Annotated in this window: 14 protein-coding genes and 1 tRNA gene; 7 read left to right on the plus strand and 8 right to left on the minus strand. The window is 47.0% G+C overall.

The window, feature by feature from the left end; all coding sequences use genetic code 11:
- The first annotated feature begins 44 nt into the window (after positions 1–44).
- Positions 45–893, plus strand: coding sequence for a S1 RNA-binding domain-containing protein (locus AB1S55_RS12600; RefSeq protein WP_370978532.1), 849 nt, complete (start codon positions 45–47; stop codon positions 891–893).
- A 277-nt stretch (positions 894–1,170) separates the two neighbouring features.
- Here the strand turns inward: AB1S55_RS12600 and AB1S55_RS12605 are convergent.
- Positions 1,171–1,258, minus strand: a tRNA-Ser gene (locus tag AB1S55_RS12605).
- 85 nt (positions 1,259–1,343) lie between these two features.
- Positions 1,344–4,238, minus strand: a complete 2,895-nt coding sequence (rne, locus tag AB1S55_RS12610; RefSeq protein WP_370978533.1) for a ribonuclease E — start codon at positions 4,236–4,238, stop codon at positions 1,344–1,346.
- A 684-nt stretch (positions 4,239–4,922) separates the two neighbouring features.
- On the opposite strand from rne, the gene AB1S55_RS12615 reads away from it, so the two are divergent.
- Together AB1S55_RS12615 and AB1S55_RS12620 are read left to right on the plus strand one after the other, a co-directional pair.
- Positions 4,923–5,861, plus strand: a complete 939-nt coding sequence (locus AB1S55_RS12615; RefSeq protein ID WP_370978534.1) for an RluA family pseudouridine synthase — start codon at positions 4,923–4,925, stop codon at positions 5,859–5,861.
- Between the two features lie 74 nt (positions 5,862–5,935).
- Complete coding sequence (locus AB1S55_RS12620; RefSeq protein WP_370978535.1) at positions 5,936–6,574, plus strand: HAD-IA family hydrolase; 639 nt, start codon at positions 5,936–5,938, stop codon at positions 6,572–6,574.
- 30 nt (positions 6,575–6,604) lie between these two features.
- Here AB1S55_RS12620 and AB1S55_RS12625 read toward each other — a convergent pair whose 3' ends face one another.
- Genes AB1S55_RS12625 through cmoA form a run of 3 tightly spaced genes read right to left on the minus strand, consistent with a single transcriptional unit; the run spans position 6,605 to position 8,840 of the window.
- Positions 6,605–7,087: a GNAT family N-acetyltransferase gene (locus AB1S55_RS12625; RefSeq protein WP_370978536.1), complete on the minus strand. Its 483-nt coding sequence runs from the start codon at positions 7,085–7,087 to the stop codon at positions 6,605–6,607.
- A gap of 2 nt (positions 7,088–7,089) precedes the next feature.
- Positions 7,090–8,073 carry a tRNA 5-methoxyuridine(34)/uridine 5-oxyacetic acid(34) synthase CmoB gene (gene cmoB / locus AB1S55_RS12630; RefSeq protein WP_370978537.1) on the minus strand — a complete coding sequence of 328 codons (984 nt, stop codon included), beginning with the start codon at positions 8,071–8,073 and terminating at the stop codon, positions 7,090–7,092.
- A gap of 41 nt (positions 8,074–8,114) precedes the next feature.
- Positions 8,115–8,840, minus strand: coding sequence for a carboxy-S-adenosyl-L-methionine synthase CmoA (gene cmoA, locus AB1S55_RS12635; RefSeq protein ID WP_370978538.1), 726 nt, complete (start codon positions 8,838–8,840; stop codon positions 8,115–8,117).
- A gap of 102 nt (positions 8,841–8,942) precedes the next feature.
- On the opposite strand from cmoA, the gene AB1S55_RS12640 reads away from it, so the two are divergent.
- Both AB1S55_RS12640 and AB1S55_RS12645 read left to right on the plus strand, forming a co-directional pair.
- Positions 8,943–10,556 (plus strand): response regulator, encoded by a 1,614-nt coding sequence (locus tag AB1S55_RS12640; protein WP_370978539.1) that lies wholly within the window; start codon positions 8,943–8,945, stop codon positions 10,554–10,556.
- A gap of 8 nt (positions 10,557–10,564) precedes the next feature.
- Entirely contained in the window at positions 10,565–11,254 is a 690-nt protein-coding gene (locus AB1S55_RS12645) for a sensor histidine kinase (RefSeq protein ID WP_370978540.1), read from the plus strand.
- 142 nt (positions 11,255–11,396) lie between these two features.
- Here AB1S55_RS12645 and AB1S55_RS12650 read toward each other — a convergent pair whose 3' ends face one another.
- Genes AB1S55_RS12650 through AB1S55_RS12660 form a run of 3 tightly spaced genes read right to left on the minus strand, consistent with a single transcriptional unit; the run spans position 11,397 to position 16,524 of the window.
- A complete protein-coding gene (locus AB1S55_RS12650) occupies positions 11,397–14,294 on the minus strand; it encodes an insulinase family protein (protein ID WP_370978541.1) in 2,898 nt (965 codons plus the stop codon).
- Between the two features lie 9 nt (positions 14,295–14,303).
- Complete coding sequence (locus AB1S55_RS12655; protein WP_370978542.1) at positions 14,304–15,035, minus strand: molecular chaperone DnaJ; 732 nt, start codon at positions 15,033–15,035, stop codon at positions 14,304–14,306.
- A gap of 4 nt (positions 15,036–15,039) precedes the next feature.
- A complete protein-coding gene (locus AB1S55_RS12660; protein WP_370978543.1) occupies positions 15,040–16,524 on the minus strand; it encodes a Ppx/GppA family phosphatase in 1,485 nt (494 codons plus the stop codon).
- Between the two features lie 169 nt (positions 16,525–16,693).
- Here AB1S55_RS12660 and AB1S55_RS12665 point away from each other — a divergent pair, with 169 nt between their 5' ends.
- Both AB1S55_RS12665 and msrA read left to right on the plus strand, forming a co-directional pair.
- Entirely contained in the window at positions 16,694–17,296 is a 603-nt protein-coding gene (locus AB1S55_RS12665; protein WP_370978544.1) for a methyltransferase, read from the plus strand.
- Positions 17,293–17,952, plus strand: coding sequence for a peptide-methionine (S)-S-oxide reductase MsrA (msrA, locus tag AB1S55_RS12670; protein ID WP_370978545.1), 660 nt, complete (start codon positions 17,293–17,295; stop codon positions 17,950–17,952). Before AB1S55_RS12665 ends, msrA begins: the two co-directional genes overlap by 4 nt.
- Positions 17,953–17,971: the final 19 nt, after the last annotated feature.

Below are 17,971 nucleotides of genomic sequence, written 5' to 3' on the forward strand. Positions count from 1 at the left end.
TTTGGTGATGATCACTGAACACCGTTTTTAGGTAGTGGAAAAATATGGCTTTAACAAAAATCGTTCGTCTTGGCCGCAAGGTTGTTTTAGAGGTTGTTCGCCAAGTAGATTTTGGTTTCTATTTGGACGGCTTGGATTTAGATGATGTGCTTTTGCCTAACAGGGCGATTATCGGCGATGCGCCAGAAATAGGTGACGAAGTTGAAGTCTTTTTATATTTAGATTCTGAAGATAGACCTGTGGCAACCATGCAAACACCCTTGGTTCAGTCTGGCGAGTTTGCGTTTTTAAAAGTTGTTGAAGTAAACAAAATTGGCGCTTTTTTAGACTGGGGTTTGGATAAGCACTTGCTGGCTCCATTTGCAGAGCAGCATGTAAAAATGCAGCCTGGTAAAAAGTACTTAGTATATGTTCGTCAGAATCCTTACGACCATCGTTTAGTTGCCTCCTCAAAATACAATAAGTTTATTGATGGCGAAAATCATCATCGCTTAAAGCCTCGAGAAGAGGTCGATATTATTATTGAGAGTGAAACTGATCTAGGTCGTAAGGCGATTGTAAATAATCGCTGGTGGGGTCTTTTATATAAAAATGAACTATTTGAAGAATTGAGTTTCGGGCAGTCTCGCAAGGCTTGGGTTCAGCGGGTTAGGAATGACGGCAAGATTGATTTAACCTTAAACCCTGGTAAGGCCGGCCATGATAAAAGCTGTGAATTAATTCTTGCCGCTTTACGTGAGCACGGAGGGCGTTTAGATCTGCATGATAAATCACAGCCCGAAGAGATTAAAAAGCGCTTAGGGATTAGTAAGGGCGCTTTTAAAAAAGCGGTGGGCACTTTATTGAAAAAGAATGTAATACGCTTGCAAGAGGCTGCAATAGAGTCTGTATAGCTCTTATAGTAAGTATTAATAGTTAAAAGCCGGGCTTGAAAGAGTTCGGCTTTTTTTGTGCACCGTATTTTTTTAATTTGTTTTGTTGCCTAGCTGGGTGAAGTTTTGGCTATTGTTTAAGCGCATTATTGATGTTGTGCATATTTTTATTATCTAAGGTTGGGGGAGTATTTGGCTGCTGTATTTAAAGTGCACATAGAGCATGCGCAGCCTACTTACTGGAAAAGCTGCATAAATCGCAGATAAAAAAATAGCCCGCAATGCGAGCTATTTAATATGGCGGTGGGGCAGGGATTCGAACCCTGGGAGCTATTACACTCAACGGTTTTCAAGACCGCCGCTTTCGACCACTCAGCCACCCCACCGGAAGAGGCGTGAATTATACCTACTCAAAGACTTCAATCAAGCACTTTTATAGATATATTTCACACCGGTTACAGCTTGATCAATTTAGCCTCTTGAATTACGCGGATCATTGCTTGCGCGAGGTAATTGACGAGCGCTGTGCTCAATTTGCGCTGCTTGTTTTGTATCCAGTGCAGGGCAAAGTGCAGTGCTCACTTCAAGGTTGTTAATACTTGTTTGAACAGCCTTAGGATTAACTCGAGGGTCATTACTAGCACGACTGTAGTTTGCAGTAGGGGCCGAAGCCGCTTTTGTGGTTTCAGTGTTTTCAGTAGTAGCAACTGAAGTGGTTTCGTCGGCAATCTTAGTAGCTTCTGCTTTCACTTCTTCTACAGGGCTTGCTTCTGTTTCTTCTTTTGCTGTTTCGACCTCGGCAGCAGGCTCATTGCTTTTTTCAGCTTCTGGCTCGTTGCTTGAGTTTGCTGCTGAAGAGCTGTTATCTGCCTGGGTGCTGCTTTCTTCGGCAGGGCTTTTATCAATAGGGCTAGCTTCTAGACCATTTAATTCAGCTTGTACTGCTTCAGTTTTAGGCTTTTGCTCAGTTTCAGTTTTATTGCTTACTTTAGTCTGAGCTTGCTCGGTTTTTTCAGTGGGGCTCTTGTCTGAGCGGGCCTCTGTTTTAGTTTCTGTTTTGTTCTTTACCGCTTTTGCTTTGTCAGAAGGTTTGCGTGACTTTTTAGCCTTTGGCACAGGTTTTGTTTCCGGCTCGACTTTTTTGTCTACGCTAGCTTCTTGGCGCATGTTATTGGCGGTATCAATCGCATCAGTAACTTGCAGGTTTAACTCTTGCTGCTGTTCCTGTTTTTGCTGCTCTTGTTGATCTAGGCTCTGATCTTGATTTTGTTCTGCGATTTCAGGGCGAGGTCCACGTTGACGTTTTTGTTTGCGCTCTTGTCTACCGCGAGGTCTGCGCTGAGGGCGATTTGCATCTTCCTCTTTGGCTTCTACTTCGGTATTTGGGCGCTGGCGTTGACGCTGGCGACGGTTTTGCTCGTTGCCATCTTTTGCATCGCGCTGGTCACGGCGATTGTCTTTGCGATTATCGCTTTTACGACCATGGTTTAGGTTGTCGCTGACTTCGTCTTCACGGCGTCGATCGCTATTGCGATTGCGGTTATTGCGATTGCGGTTGCGATTACGGTTGCGATTGTTGTTGCGTCCGCGTTGGTTACGGTTACGGCTGTTCTTGCTTTGCGTTTGCTTAGGTTTAGCTTTGAATAGACCTAAGAAATTACTGATCATAGTCAGTAAAAAGAAAGGCTTAGCTGGGCTATCGGCTGCTTTCTTGGTTTCAGTGGCGGCAGGTTTCTCCTCTGCTGAAGCAGGAGTTGGTGCTGGCGCACGAGTTGGAACTTGCTGTACTGCAGCTTTGGGTAAGACGGCCGCTTTATCATCATCTACAGTGACAAGTTCAGCGTCTTCTTTAGGTACTTCGATTTGATAGCTGATCTCTACGGCTTCAATGTCATCATCACGCAGGCGGCGAACTTCGAAGTGAGGTGTCACCATGTCGTGATCAGGCAGCACCACAACACGAATGTTGTTGCGTTTCTCAATACCGGAAAGGGCGTCACGCTTTTCATTTAGCAAGAAGGTGGCAACAGGTACAGGTACGATGGCTCGTATTTCGGCGCTTCTATCTTTAAGGGCTTCTTCTTCAACAAGGCGAAGAATAGATAGAGCGATGTTTTTGGTGCCGCGGATAATGCCTTGACCTGAACAGCGAGGGCAAACCTTACTGGTCATTTCCTCAAGAGATGGGCGCAAACGCTGGCGCGACATCTCAAGTAAACCAAAACGAGAGATTCGGCCTATTTGTACGCGGGCGCGATCCATGCCGAGCGCATCTTTCATGCGGTTTTCAACTTCACGCTGGTTCTTGCTACCTTGCATATCGATAAAGTCGATAACAACTAGGCCACCCATATCGCGTAAACGTAATTGACGGGCAATTTCGTCGGCGGCTTCTAGGTTGGTCTGCAAGGCGGTTTCTTCAATGTCGCCACCTTTGGTTGCGCGTGAAGAGTTAATATCGATACTGATTAACGCTTCAGTAACATCAATAACAATGGCGCCGCCAGATGGAAGTTTTACCTCGCGCTCAAAGGCCGTCTCAATTTGGCCTTCGATTTGGAAGCGGTTGAACAGAGGGGTGCTCTCTTCGTAGTACTTAACCTTGCTGTGGTAAGACGGCATAACCTGCTGAATAAAGGCAGAGGCTAAATCAAATGCTTCTCTGTTATCGACGATGACTTCGCCGATATCTGGGCGTAGGTAGTCGCGGATGGCGCGAATGATAACGTTGCTTTCTTTAAATAAGAAATGTGGGGCAGGGGAGTCTTGCGCTTCTTCGGTAATAGCTGTCCAAAGCTGCTCAAGATAAGTAAGGTCGGCTTGAAGCTCCTCTGAGGAGCGTCCCACGCCTGCGGTACGAACAATGACGCCCATGCCTTTGGGGACGTCAATGCCGCTTAGTGCGTCTTTAAGCTCGGCTCGGTCGTTACCATCGATACGGCGACTGATGCCTCCTGCACGAGGGTTGTTAGGCATTAACACAAGGTAGCGGCCGGCAAGGCTAATAAAGGTAGTTAGCGCTGCACCTTTATTGCCGCGCTCTTCTTTGTCCACCTGAACAATGACTTCTTGGCCTTCTTTAAGCACATCTTTGATACGGATGCGGCCGTCAATGTCTTTGGGGGATTTTTGGAAGTACTCGCGTGAAATTTCTTTTAGAGGTAGGAATCCGTGTCGCTCAGAGCCGTAGTCAACAAAAGCGGCTTCAAGGCTGGGCTCGATGCGGGTGATTTTGCCTTTATAAATATTGGCTTTTTTCTGCTCGCGCAGGCGGTTTTCTATATCTAGGTCGTATAGCCATTGGCCGTCGACAAGGGCGACCCGAATTTCTTCAGGTTGGGTCGCGTTGATTAACATGCGTTTCATGTAAAGCGTTTCTCTCAGTATGAGAGTTTAACGAAAGGGCAGGGCAAAGCTCGGGGCCTGAGGCGCCGAAGTATTAATGAACGGGGGCCGAAAATAATGTGAAATTAGCCGTAAACACAGGTCTAGCAGACGTGAGTCGACACTCGCTGGATGCGAGTGGGCTATAACTATCAAATTCTGCTGGTATCATCAAAACCAGTTCTTGTCCTTATGGCGATGTCTTTGGGTGCTCAACAACCACGGTAGTTATCGTTTCTACACGCTGGTTTTCTTCGATTCAATTGGCGGCTATTTGCCTGCCTGTTGAGCCTTTCTTATTCGAGGTCCTGCCTCACTATTCCCTGAGCCGTTCTCTTCCGGTTGTCAGGGCGACATCAAGCCTTTGCTTTTCGTAAACTCAATTTATGTATCCGGTGCAAAATTCTGCATGTCAGTCTGGCAGGTTTACACTGGAACCGTTTTGCCTGCTTGCTTGGGCAAGCTTAAGCATGCGCCCGAGGTCAAAATCACCTTAAAATCAGGCCGGGACCAGTCGTGGACGCTCGCAGACTATAGCAGTGACTCCTTTTGTAAGCAAATCATAAACTTAGCTCAAGGATCTTAGGGTCTGTCTACCGCTGCGGTTGCCAAGCTTGGCGACTATGCGTATAAGGGCCGTGTTTTAACTTATTTCACAGGTTGCCCATGTCAAACAGCGTGCGCTTTATAGAAATCAGCGAAAGCAGTGATGGTCAGCGCCTAGATAATTTTCTAATGAAAACCCTCAAAGGTGCGCCAAAATCTCTGGTTTATCGCATTATTCGTAAAGGTGAGGTGCGCGTAAATAAAGGTCGCGCTAAGCCCGATACACGCATATATATAGGTGATACGGTCAGGGTGCCACCAGTGAAGATAGATGCTAAGGCCGAGCAGGAGCACAAACCTGGTGCTGGTTTATCTCAGTTATTAAAGCACAGTGTTATTTACGAAAGTGATGAGTTGCTTATTGTTAACAAACCATCGGGCTTGGCTGTACATGGTGGCAGTGGGGTTAATCTTGGCTTAATTGAAGCTTTGCGTGCTAATGCAAAAGAGCACGCTTATTTGGAGCTGGTGCATAGGCTAGATCGTGATACATCGGGATGTGTCATGGTTGCTAAGAAGCGTCGTATGCTCAAATACTTGCAAGATCTACTTCGCAGTGCCGGTTCTGTTAAAAAAACCTATTGGGCTTTGGTCGAGGGGCAGTGGTCTAAGCGCCAGACTTTGGTTGATGCAGCACTGTTAAAGCGTGAGCCTCGTAATGGCGAGCGTTTTGTTGAGGTGAATGGGCGTGAAGGCAAACCCTCAAAAACACGGTTTAAGTTATTGGAAAGCTACCGGCAGTGCAGTCTTATCGAAGCGATGCCCTTAACTGGACGTACGCATCAGATCCGTGTTCACGCCAAACACGCAGGCCATCCTTTAGTTGGGGATGATAAATATGGTACTGAGAGCTTTAACAAGCAAATGCGCCATCAAGGTTTTAAGCGGCTGTTTTTGCACGCTAAAAGTTTAAAAGTACCTATGGCCGATGGTTCCGTACTTGAGGTCGAGGCACCTTTGCCGGATGAACTTAGTTTGGCGCTTAAGCGTCTTGCTTAAGCTTTATTGTTAGAACAAGACTAAGAGGTAGGTCTATTTGCTTTACTTTTTATGGCTGGATTAAGAGGGCTTTAATGTTTTTTATCTTTGATTGGGATGGAACGATTAGTGATTCCACCACAAAAATCTGCCGTTGCATGCAAGCAGCGTCACAAGATGTGGGCTTGGAGTGTCTTGAGCGAGGGACCATTCAGAATATTATTGGTTTGGGCTTGCCCGAGGCTTTGCGCTCTCTTTATCCAAATATTACAAACTTACAGCTTGAGCAGATGCGAGAAGCCTACGCCAAGCATTTTAAAGAGGCGGATCAGGTCCCTTCGCCGTTTTTCCCTGATGTTATGCATACTCTAAATATCTTAGCTGAGCAAAATTACAAATTAGCTGTTGCGACGGGTAAAAGTCGACGTGGTTTAGATAGAGTGTTGGCTAGCTTGGGTTTAAGTGATTTTTTCCATTTTAGTCGTTGCGCAGATGAAACTGCTTCAAAACCTCATCCGCTAATGTTGCATGAGCTGCTAGCTGAGGCCGAGGTTTCTTTGGGGCAGGCTGTCATGATCGGAGATACGGAGTGGGATATGGTGATGGCCGATAACTGTGGCATGAAGAAAATCGCGGTTACCTATGGCGCCCATAGCCCTGAGCGCCTAAAGGTCTTTGAGCCTGATTTGTTTGTTGATGATTTCAAAGATATTTTAAATTGGCGCTTTGACTAAGCAGGGCAGCAGCTTTGTTGCGAGCTTGCTTTAAAGATTCTTTTGCCAAAAGACGGCTTGGCCTGCTCCGTCAGCTAGTTCATAAGCGTTAAAGCCTACTTTGTTGTAGGCTGTTTTAGCGCGTTCATTATTGCTAAGTACCTCAAGGGTTAGTTTGCAGCATTGGCGCTGTTTGGCAATGGTCTCAAGTTGTTCAAATAAGGCTTCAAGTAAACCTGTGCCTCGATGCTCTGGGGCTATATATAGGTCGTGAACGTTGATAAGTGGTCGTGCGGCAAAGCTCGAGAAACCTTCAAAGGCATTGAGAAGGGCTAGTGCTTCTCCATCTTGCCAAGCTATCAAGGAAATAAAATCGCGGCGCTTTTGCAGTTCTTTTATGAGCTGCTTTTGGACATAATCTGAAAGCGGTTTTCCCCCACCCATTGGGTCTAAAGCGTAAGCGCAAAGTAAGGATAATAAGGCTCGGCCGTGCTCATCGTTATGGATGTCAACTTCTTTGATCTCTATTGTCATGCTTAAGATCCTTTTGCTGCGCGTCGTTTGGCAGTGATAACCGCTCGTTTGGGGGCCGGCAAGCCTTCCACCGTTAGATCTGTATTGTTGGCATCTAAAAATTCTTTTAGTGAATGCGATGGCATCCATTCGGTTGTGCGTTGTTCTTCAAGGCTGGTTTGGTTTAGGTCTACACAGCGAATGTCGTCAAAACCACAGCGTTTTAACCACTGTTCTAAAGTCGCAACGCTGGGTAAAAACCATACATTGCGCATTTGTGCATAGCGCTCTTGTGGCATCAGTGAGTAGCCTTCTGGCCCATCTACTACCAGTGTTTCAAGTACCAGTTCACCGCCTGGGCGCAAGCACGCTCGGAGCTCTTTAAGGTGGTCGATAGGGCTGCTGCGGTGATAGAGAACCCCCATTGAAAAGACAGTATCAAAAAAGTCCATTGGCCTTGGCATTTGTTCTAAGGTCAGAGGGATGACATCGGCTTTGCTGTCTGGTGCAAAATGTTTAAGGAGTTCAAATTGCACAACAAAGCGTGGGGTTGGGTCTATGCCTAGTACCCAGTTTGCACCTTCCCCAAGCATTCTCCATACGTGGTAACCACTTCCGCAGCCAACATCGAGTATCTTGCGGCCTTTAAGTGGGCTTAAGTGGGGCAGTACTCGTTGCCATTTCCAGTCTGAGCGCCATTCGGTATCAATATATAAGTCACCGATTTGGAAGGGACCCTTACGCCAAGGAATTAGGCTGCGGAAGGCCTGATCCAACATCGTTTTTTGCTCGTCTGTTGGTGTTTGTTTGAAATTGACGCTAACTGAACTTGAGCAATCTAACTCTGCTTCTAGTTTGGGTAGGTTTGCGTGGGCGTCGAGCCAAGTAGCTAATTCAGAAAAGCGTTTTTCATCAAAGTGCACAGGTATCTCGCGCTCAAAATGCGCTTGAAAACGCGCTAGCTTGTGTGTGTTTAAGCGAGAGAAAAAGCTAGAAAAGTCAATCATGAGGTTGTGCTACTTATAGTCTGTCAGGTGGTCGGTCAGGCTTATTTAAAGGCGATAATGGAAGAGAAGTTAAAGCATTGAAACCAAAGGTCTGCGCTGCGAAACCCGGCGTCAAGCAAGCGGCTTTGGTGTTGCTCAAAGCTTTCTGGAAGCAGTACTTGTTCAATAGCTTCGCGCTTTTGAGCGATTTCAAGCTCACTGTAACCGTTACTGCGCTTAAAGTTATGGTGAAGCTCAATCATCAGTTCATTGTGCTCGGCATCGTTAAACTGTAATTTTTCTGAAAGTATCAAGACACCACCAGGTAGCATGGCTCGGCTGATTTTGTTTAACAGTGCGCAGCGTTCAGCGTGCTCAACAAACTGTAAGGTAAAATTCAATACGCAAACCGACATCGGTTTAAAGTCGTGAGTGAGGATGTCGTCATGAATCAGGTCAACAGGACATTCGCTGGCATCGGCACCGATTACTTGTTCACAGCGCTCTATCATGGCAGCGCTGTTATCTATGCCGACAATGCGCACACCGTCTGCACGCACTCGATGACGCATAGCGAGTAGAGCTGCGCCTAGAGAGCATCCTAAGTCATAACAGTGGCTGCCGTTTTGGGCGTAACGCTCAACGATCTGGGCTATGCCGGCTAAGATCGTACTGTAACCGGGTACAGAGCGTTTGATCATGTCCGGAAACACGTCAACGACTTGTTGGTCGAAGCGAAAGTTGGGAACATCATTAAGCGTATTGGCGTAAATTGTGTCTTTAGGCATGCTTTGTCTTTATGGGCCGTGAAGGTCGTCATCATAGCCGCCTCGTTAAGAGCGGACAATCAACTACACTCAGACTTAGGGAATTAATCTATAAGGCGTAGTGTGGCTGGCATTGCTTATCATAAGTTGAAAGTTCTAATCGCAGATGACTTCAGCAGCTTTCGAAATACAGTAAAACTCATGTTGAGCGAACTGGGTGTGGACGATGTCGAAATGGCAAGTAGTGCAGAAGCTGCCATAGAACAATGTGAGCGCAAGCAATACGACGTTATTTTGTGCGATTACAACTTGGGTTCCGGTCGTAATGGCCAGCATGTTTTAGAGGAGTTGCGCCACCGTCATCTTATTACTTTGCACAGCGTGTTCATCTTGGTCTCGGCTGAAGCTGGCCGTAATATCGTTATGTCGGCCTACGACTGCACCCCCGATGATTATTTGATGAAGCCGATTACGACCAGCATGTTGCAAGGGCGTTTACGGCGTCAGCTTGAAATGCGGCAAGCGTTTCTAAATGTTAATAGGGCCCTTGAGTCTGGTAATAAGGAAGAAGCATCCGAGCTATTGATGGAGATGAGCTTGGATGAGGGGCGCCATGTTGTGACTGCGCAAAAGTTGCTAGGAGGGCTATTTTTAGAGCAGGGAGAGTATCGCAAGGCTGAAAAACTGTATCAGCGAGTATTAGAAAGTCGCGAGCTCGATTGGGCGCGCTTGGGTTTGGCTAAGGCTAAGCACCTTTCTGGTGATTCGGATCAGGCGGGCCAATGGTTAGAGCAAATTATTGAAGAGAATTATCTCTTTCTTCCGGCCTATGATGTGCTTAGCGATACCTACTTAGCTAAGGGGGATGTTGAAAAAGCTCAAGAAGTGGTCAAACAGAGTGTTGATGTTAGCCCTATGTCTATATTGAGGCAGGTGAACCTAGCGGATTTGGCTAATAAAAATCGTGATCGAGAAGTTGAAGTAGGGGCCATGCAGCGTGTTGTACGCTTAGGCAAGCTGAGCTGTCATGGTTCTAAGCAGCATAAACTGCAGTTAGCTCGTTGCGTATCGGAGGCAATGGCCAGCGACATCAAAGTCAGTGCATCTGTTATTAAAGAGGCAACAGAGCTATTACTTGAGGCCAGTGATGATGGCGATCACTTAGAGGCAGCTCAACTTCTCTACCTCAGTGCGCGTTTAGCGGCAGTTAAAGGCGATGTGGACGATGCCAAAGAGATGGTGGTTGAGGCGGAAACTAAGCTTACTGTTGAAGACTCAACGATTGATATTGAAGTAGACCATGTGCGTGCGCTTTTGAGTTTGGATTACGAACAAAAAGCAGAGCTCTTATTGCATCGGCTCCAAGAACTGTACGCAGATGATGAAATCGCTCTGCAACAACTCGATGAATTCCTTTCCGAGCCTGCAAGTGAAGCCAGTAAAGCCATGGTGGCTGAAGTCAACCGAGAGGGGATTGAGCTCTACAATGCCGGCGAGCTTGATCAGGCCTTAGCGTGTTTTGACAAGGCTTTGCAGTTATTTCCCAAGCATGTGGGTTTACAGCTGAATGTGGTGCAGGCATTGATTGCAAAACTTAGGGCCGTTACCGATGACGATGAAAGCAGAGGTAAGTGCCGTGATGCTTTGGGGGGCATAGCCACTCAGATAGAAGATGATCACCCACAGTACAAGCGTTTTGTACAACTAAAAAACATGGCAACGAGTCTAGCCGACTAGGAGTTAGCATGTCAGATAAGCAGGGTATAGATTTCTCAACGGTGCTTGCATCAAGTGTGCACGACATGAAGAACTCGGTAGCTATGCTGCTAGTCAATGTCGAAGGCATTTTGGATAAGTACCAACCCAAGGGTAAAGAAGAGAGTCAGCACTTTAAAAGCCTGCATTATGAGGCCTCACGTATTAATGGTGAGTTGATTCAGCTGTTGACCTTATATCGCATGGACGAGCACTTATTACCTGTGCAAGTCGATGAATATTACTTGGTCGATATGCTTGAAGAGCAGATAGCGCGAAACCAGCTTTTATTGGATACCAGTGATGTAACATTAGAACTGGATTTAGATACCGGTTTTGCTTGGTATTTTGATGTCGATTTGCTGGCCGGTGTTGTGCATAACATCCTCTTAAATTGTATTCGTTATACTAAATCCAAGGTTAGGATCAGTGCCAAAGAACTTGATGGTTATTTGGCGATAAGCATCGCGGATGATGGCAATGGTTATCCTGAGAAGATGTTAGAGCAGCCTGATCTTATGGCATCCGAGGCTCAGCTCAGTGCAGGGCAGACTCACTTAGGTTTGTTTTTTGCGGAGCAGATTGCAAGCTTGCACAAGCAGGGGGAGCGTCAGGGGCGAATTGAACTCAAAAACAACGGGATCTTAGGCGGTGGTGAGCTAACCATCTACCTTCCTTGAAACGCTGCTTATTAGCGCTGTTGCTAGCGGCACAGTGCTTGTAACTTGCTCGGGGCTAGCTTAAGCAGTGAGTTGAACCAATAAAGGCGCTTTAAGGGCGCCTTTATTGGTTTTAGTGCAGGTTTTAGGCCCAGCTCTTCGCTTAGAGCTCTTCGATCTCCAAGTTTAAATCTTGAGCTTCTTGCTTCTGAGCTTCACCACAAACAACGGCGGTATTGGCTTTTTCGGGGCTTAAATAATGCTGCGCCACCCTTACCAAATCATCAAGATTGGTAGAGAGAATGCGCTCTCTGTATTGCTGGCGAAGCTCTAAGCTGCGCCCATGTAGTTCGGAGTGAAAGCAGCGTTTAGCACGGCCTGCAGGGCTTTCTGAGCGATCAAGTGATGAAACGGTGCCCAAAATAGCTTCTTCTAGCTTAGTGGCGTCGTGCTTGGTGCTTGTGAGCCAGTTTATGCTCTGATCAAAATCATCAAGAGTTGCGGCTAAGCGAGGATCGCGATAAGAGTAAAAGCGGAAACAAGCCGCATTGCTATCTTGTGATGCACCGCCGCCATAGGCGCCACCTTGCTCACGAATAGCTTTGTGTAAAAAGCCGTTGCGCAAAAAGTTGCCAAGCACAACAAGTGCTGCTGAATCTTGATGGCTCATCGTGACGGTTGGGTAAGCTCGAGCACAAAAATTGACCTGCGTATTGCAGAGCCAAGCTTGTTGTACATGTTGCTGTTTAAAGTTGACTTGTTGCAGAGCTTGGCTGTGTGTGGTGCTGGCTGGTGTGAGCAGCTCGCTGGGTGTATTTAGCTCAGGGCTGCCAATCATTAACAACTGAGCTTCGCTAGCTGTTAGCTGTTGGTGTAGGGCTCCAAGTTCTGTAGATAGCCCTTCAAGAGTGGCACTGCTTTCTATGCTGTTATGCAGGGCTTTAAAGCTGCGAATGGCTTCTAAACCTGAATACTGATGATTAATATGTGCAGGCTTGCTTAAACCTGCACTAGCCGCACTCATAGCTAAGGCGTGGCCATTACCGGTGATACTTTGTTCCATGCCGAGGCGCAGTTGAGCGATAATTTCACTGATGCGTTGGGTTTCATCAAAGCGGGAGCTGCCGATGATGCTGTGCATTAATTCATTGAGCTTGTCGTGATTGCGCTCTAAGGCCTTACCTGAATAAACAAAATAACCACTTAAATGGTTGGCACTGTCTACAGAACCTCGCAAAGAGCTAAAGGCGCTGATGCCACCACTGACGGCACTTTGCCATTTTTGCATGGCTAGATAATCTTTATCGCCGGCACCGAGTTCACCAACACAATGACCGTAAAGAGAGAGTAATTGCCATTGCGAAGGACTTAATTCTGGCAAGCTGTAAATAGCTTGCTGGTAAACCAAGCCGTTGGTGCCGGTGTGGTAGTGGCTAAGAGTACTAGGTGAAGTTGATTTTTCTGCCTCTACATGGCTCTCTTTTTCTGGCACATCGCTCAGGCCAACTTTAGGTAGGCTGCCCGGGTCGTCGAGGGCGTCCTGCCGCTCTTTTAGAGCTTTGCTTTGCTGGATGATGGCGGCGATGTCTTCTTGATCTAGCTGTTGTTTGATACTGGCTAGTTTTTGCTTTTCTGCAAGCAGTTCACGCTGGCTTAATTCTGCATCGGGGCTCAAGGTCAGGCGTACGCGATGATGGTTGTTAAGCAGTAAATCTTGGATAAGCTCGGAGATGAACTTGGGGTTTTGTATTTGCTCGCGCAGGCGCTCAAGGGCATGCTCTAGATCCAGCAGGGCAGTTGCATCACCGCGATGATTGGCGCTGTTAAGCGCTTTTAAAATGAGTTGTAAGCCATAAGGATAGGAGTCGCCACCTATTTCACGTTGATGCAGCTCTAGCTGATGCAAAGCGGCTTCAATATCCTCTTGAGCAATGCCTTGTTCGGCGACTTCGCTTAAGCAGTTGTGTATGAGCTCTTCGATCTTATCACTGCTTTTATCGGCACAGCCAGCAAGGCCGCAGACAAAAGACATTTGTTTCTGGCTGTCATCCAGTCCGCATAGCGGTGACGGGGCAGCTCCTAGAGGGCTGGATTCAAGTGCGAGCATAAGAGGGCTGGCACTGTTGTCTAATAAGACACTCGATAATAGTTGAGCTTTTAACATGTCATCTAAATTGGCGCTTTGCCCTAGCAGCCAAGCCATGACGACATGGTGCTTGTCATCGATATCACTCTCGTTATTGGCATAGCTTTCTTGCACGCGAACGGTGGCGTGAAAGGGCTTTTCGTCGGTGACTTCAATGTGTTTGTTGAGGCGCTCAAAACGTTCAAGCACTTGTGCTTCAAATTTTTCTTGATGAGTTTCGGCGCTAATGTCGCCAAAGGTCATAAAGATGGCATTACTTGGGTGGTAATGGGTCTTATAGAAAGCCAGTAGCTGTTCATAACTAAGGTCAGGAATACAGCTAGGCTCACCACCGCTGTTAAAATGGTAGGTGGCGCTTGGGAATAGATATTTACAGAGCGTTTGCCATAGCTGGCTATTTACTGAGCTCATGGCGCCTTTCATTTCATTGAAAACCACGCCTTTGTATTCAAGCTCAGAGTCGCTATTTTCCATTTCTGCAAATTCAAGGCGATGACCTTCTTGAGCGAAGTCAAGAGGATCTAGGCGAGAGAAAAATACCGCATCAAGATAAACATCAAGTAAGTTGTTGAAGTCTTTTTTATTCAGGCTGGCAAAGGGATAAGCGGTCCAGTCACTGCTGGTAAAGGCATTCATAAAGGTGTTTAAGGAGCGGCGCGTCATCATAAAGAATGGATCGCGCACAGGGTACTTTTCACTGCCACAAAGGGCGGTGTGCTCAAGGATGTGAGCCACGCCGCTTGAGTCTTCAGGCACGGTACGTAAGGCAACCAAAAACACATTTTCTTCTGAGTCTGATTTTAAGTGTATGTGTTGAGCACCTGTGTTTTTATGCTCGAATTCCTGAACAACAATGTTAAGTGAAGGAATGTTTTTTTCACGAAGTAGGGTGAAAGCAGGGTGGCATTGCGTCATAAATGAGTCTTATGTGTTTTTGTTGTTCAAATGGTTGGTTAGTACATCGCGTGCAAGGTTAACACGTGAGGCTAAGTATTCATTGCCGCCACGATCAGGATGCAGTTTTTGCATCAGGCGCTTATAGGCATAATTAAGGTCTTTTTTATCGAACTCTTCGGGCAGGCCCAGTATTAATATGGCCTCTTCGACGCTTGGAGCAGCTACCGCCTGGCTATTGTATTGATTGGCATTGTCAGCTTTGTTGTTATGGCTTTTACCTTGCCTGCGTTGCAGGTAAATGCCCAGCAGATGCCAAGCGCGCTTGTCTTTTGCCTCTAAGCTTTGACGCAGCGTTTCGATTTCCTGTGAAGACAGTTCATTAAGGTTTTTACCTGCATGCTCACCGCTAAGTACTTGTCCGGTAATAGCGCCTGATTTGACATCCAGAGTGAACTCTATGTGTTCAGTGCGAAACATGGGGTTTTTAAATAGGCCTGCGCGTTGTCCCATCTGTAAGAAGGGGAGTAAGCGCATAAATGTACTTGCCCCAAACTTGGCAAACGCTAAGGCGCCTGCGGCAACTGCCCCAAGCCAGTGGATGCGGCCAGTGATGACAGCGAGCACGACGATGCCAAGAAGGCCGTAGACTAAGTATTGCAAGATCTTGGCGCGTCGCTCGGTTGCAGGCATGGCCTTGATCTTGCGGTAAAAAAGCCACAGTAAAAATAGAATAATCAGTATAGGAATAAGACGAGTCATTACTTTACAGAGCCTCTTCTAATAGTAGATGTACGCCAATCGCTTCGAGCTGAGTCACTTCATGCAAGAGGCCTGAACGAGTGAGCGGGTTTAGCGCCAGCCAGCCTGAATCAATACTAAGTATGTAAACACCTTGCTCGATACGTAGTTTTAACTTTGTGCTAAGCGTTTCCCGGCGACGGTTAAGCCGCAAAGAGAGCCGTAAGCACAGAAGTAGCGGGATAAACGCGGCTTGAATACTGCTATCAATACTGGCGAATTCATCTGGGCGTATTTTTTTGCGTTGAAAACGCAATAAGCTTGCAATGCAAAATTGCTCAAAGCGTGCGAAGCCAGCTAAGTCGCTGTGCTTGATAAGGTAGTGAGCGTGCTTGTGGTAATTACTATGGCTTATACTCAGGCCGCATTCATGCAGCATAGCCGCCCAACGCAACACTTTAGTGCGTGATACCGCAGGCAGCTGCTCTGCTTGTTGTTTAACTTGCTGCCACAGTTGCATGGCACTGTTATTGACTCGCTCAGCTTGCTCTGTATCGATGTCGTAGCGTGTAACTTGTTGTTTAACTGTTTGTTCACGTACATCGCCGTGTTGCAGGCGGCCGATCGTGTCGTGAATTAGCCCGTCTTTTAAGCTCGCATCGGATACGTGGATATGATCGATATTAAGCTGATCACAAATAGCTTTGATGATGGCAATACCTGCGGGTAGTACGGCTCGGCGCAAGATTGGCAGCTTTTCATCGTTAAGATCATCGCCCTCGATGAGACGCTGCATCAACAGGCATAAATCGTCATAGCGGATCACTGCGCCATCGCTATGTTTAAGTAATGTTGCCACAGCTTTCATAGTACCCGAGGTGCCAAAAGCGATTTCCCAGCCTTTGTTCAAGTAAGGGCGGCGGATTGCCTCTAGCTCTGCGCAGGCAGACATATAAGCCCTGTTAAGCGCTTCGCTTGGGTGAGTGCCTTCGGTAAAAAAGAGATTACTGTATGCCACGCAGCCCATGCTTAAGCTTTCTAGTTTATGTGCTGTGTTGGACTGCCCTAAAATAAATTCGGTGCTGCCGCCACCGATGTCAATGACAAGTCGTTGTCGTTTCGTATCAACAATAGAGTGAGACAAGCCTTGGTAAACTAAGCGCGCCTCCTCATAGCCACTGATAATTTCGATGCTATGGCCTAAGTTGGCTTCTGCTTTTTGTAAGAAAAGGTCGCTATTATTGGCTGCGCGTAAGGTTTTAGTGCCTACAGCGCGAATATTGCTCTTGGGAATATCTCTTAAACGCTCGGCAAAATGGCTTAAGCAGGTTAGCGCGCGCGCTTGGGCTTCTTGGTCTAGTTCGCCTTGGCTGCTAAGGCCACGAGCGATCTGAACCATGTCTTTTTCGCGGTCAATGATTTCAATTTGATTGTTACTCAATCGAGCGATAATCATATGAAAGCTATTGGAGCCTAAATCGATAGCCGCAAAATACGGGGAGGAGGCCATGTGTTGCCTTGTTCTTAGCATGTTTGATGGAGCGTGCTTGAGCTTTCTTTTGTGCTTCAATGCACTTGCCCCTTGTTTTGATTAGAGGCAATCAAGGAGAATTATGCCTTTGAGCCGCTCTTTTTTACAGGTTTTCATGTGTAAAGCCTATTAATACAAGGAGACCCCTTTGTCTGTTCACGAATACAGTGCGTTTGACCTGACTATATGTAAAAACTCGCATCCAGATATTCGCCGCCTGCGTAAAGAACATGGTGCCCCAGAAATTCATGGCAACAAGCTCTGGAAGGCAAGTTTTTTGTTGATGGATTATTTGCAGGAGTTTCCGCTCGAGCCAGGCATGCGTGTACTTGAGCTTGGCTGTGGTTATGGCTTGGCTGGCATCATGTGCGCGAAGCAATTTGGCGCCGATGTTGTGGCGCTTGATGCCGATCAGTCGGTACTGCCTTATACCGAATTACATGCAGAGCTTAATGGCGTTGATATCTCGACTTATCACGGTCGCTATGAATCGGTACGTGCAGCGGATTTTGAGTCTTTTGACTTGATTATTGGTGCCGACATCTGTTTTTGGGATGAGATGAGTGCCTTGCTCTATAACTTAATAAAGCGCAGCCAGCGCAATGGCCCAACAGCTGTGTTATTGGCAGACCCGGGGCGTTCGCCTTTTAGAGAGATGGCGGACAAAGCAAGTGAGAAGTTAGGCGCCGAGTATTTTGATTGGCATGTAAATCATCCTTGGAATGTAAGTGGGGTTCTACTTAGCTTATGAAATTAAATTGGCATCTTTCTCAGCAAGCCCATGATTTAAAGCTTGTCGACAAAACCTTGGCACTAGCATCCGGTGGCGATGCTCTTGTGCCAAGTTTTGATCACTTGGTGTTAAATCGGTCTATGACAGGCCCTTGGCCAGAAGGCACCGAGATTGCCGCGTTTGCTTTGGGCTGCTTTTGGGGGGCTGAGCGTTTGTTTTGGCAGCTGCCTGGCGTATGGGTGACGGCGGTGGGGTATTGTGCGGGTTTCACCAAGCATCCGCGTTATAAACAAGTCTGTTCTGGACAAACGGGTCATACCGAGGCGGTGTTGCTTGTCTATACTCCAGAAGAGTGCAGTTTTGAGACTTTGTTACGCAGCTTTTGGCAGGCTCACGACCCTACACAGGGTATGCGTCAGGGTAATGATGTAGGTACTCAGTATCGCTCAGGAATCTATGTCAGCAGTGAGGCTCAGCGAGTGAGCGCAGAGCAAAGTAAGCAGGCTTATCAAGCTGCACTTAAGGATCGGGGCTTTGGTTCTATTACTACAGAAATCAAAGGCTTAGATGCGTTTTATTATGCTGAGGATGAACATCAGCAATACTTGGCTCGCAACCCTCAGGGGTATTGTGGTTTACGAGGCACCGGTGTTGTGTGTGAGTTCCAGCCTTGAGTTCAGCTAGGCCACAGTG

Source organism: Agaribacterium sp. ZY112 (genome assembly GCF_041346925.1).
Classification (GTDB): Bacteria; Pseudomonadota; Gammaproteobacteria; order Pseudomonadales; family Cellvibrionaceae; genus Agaribacterium.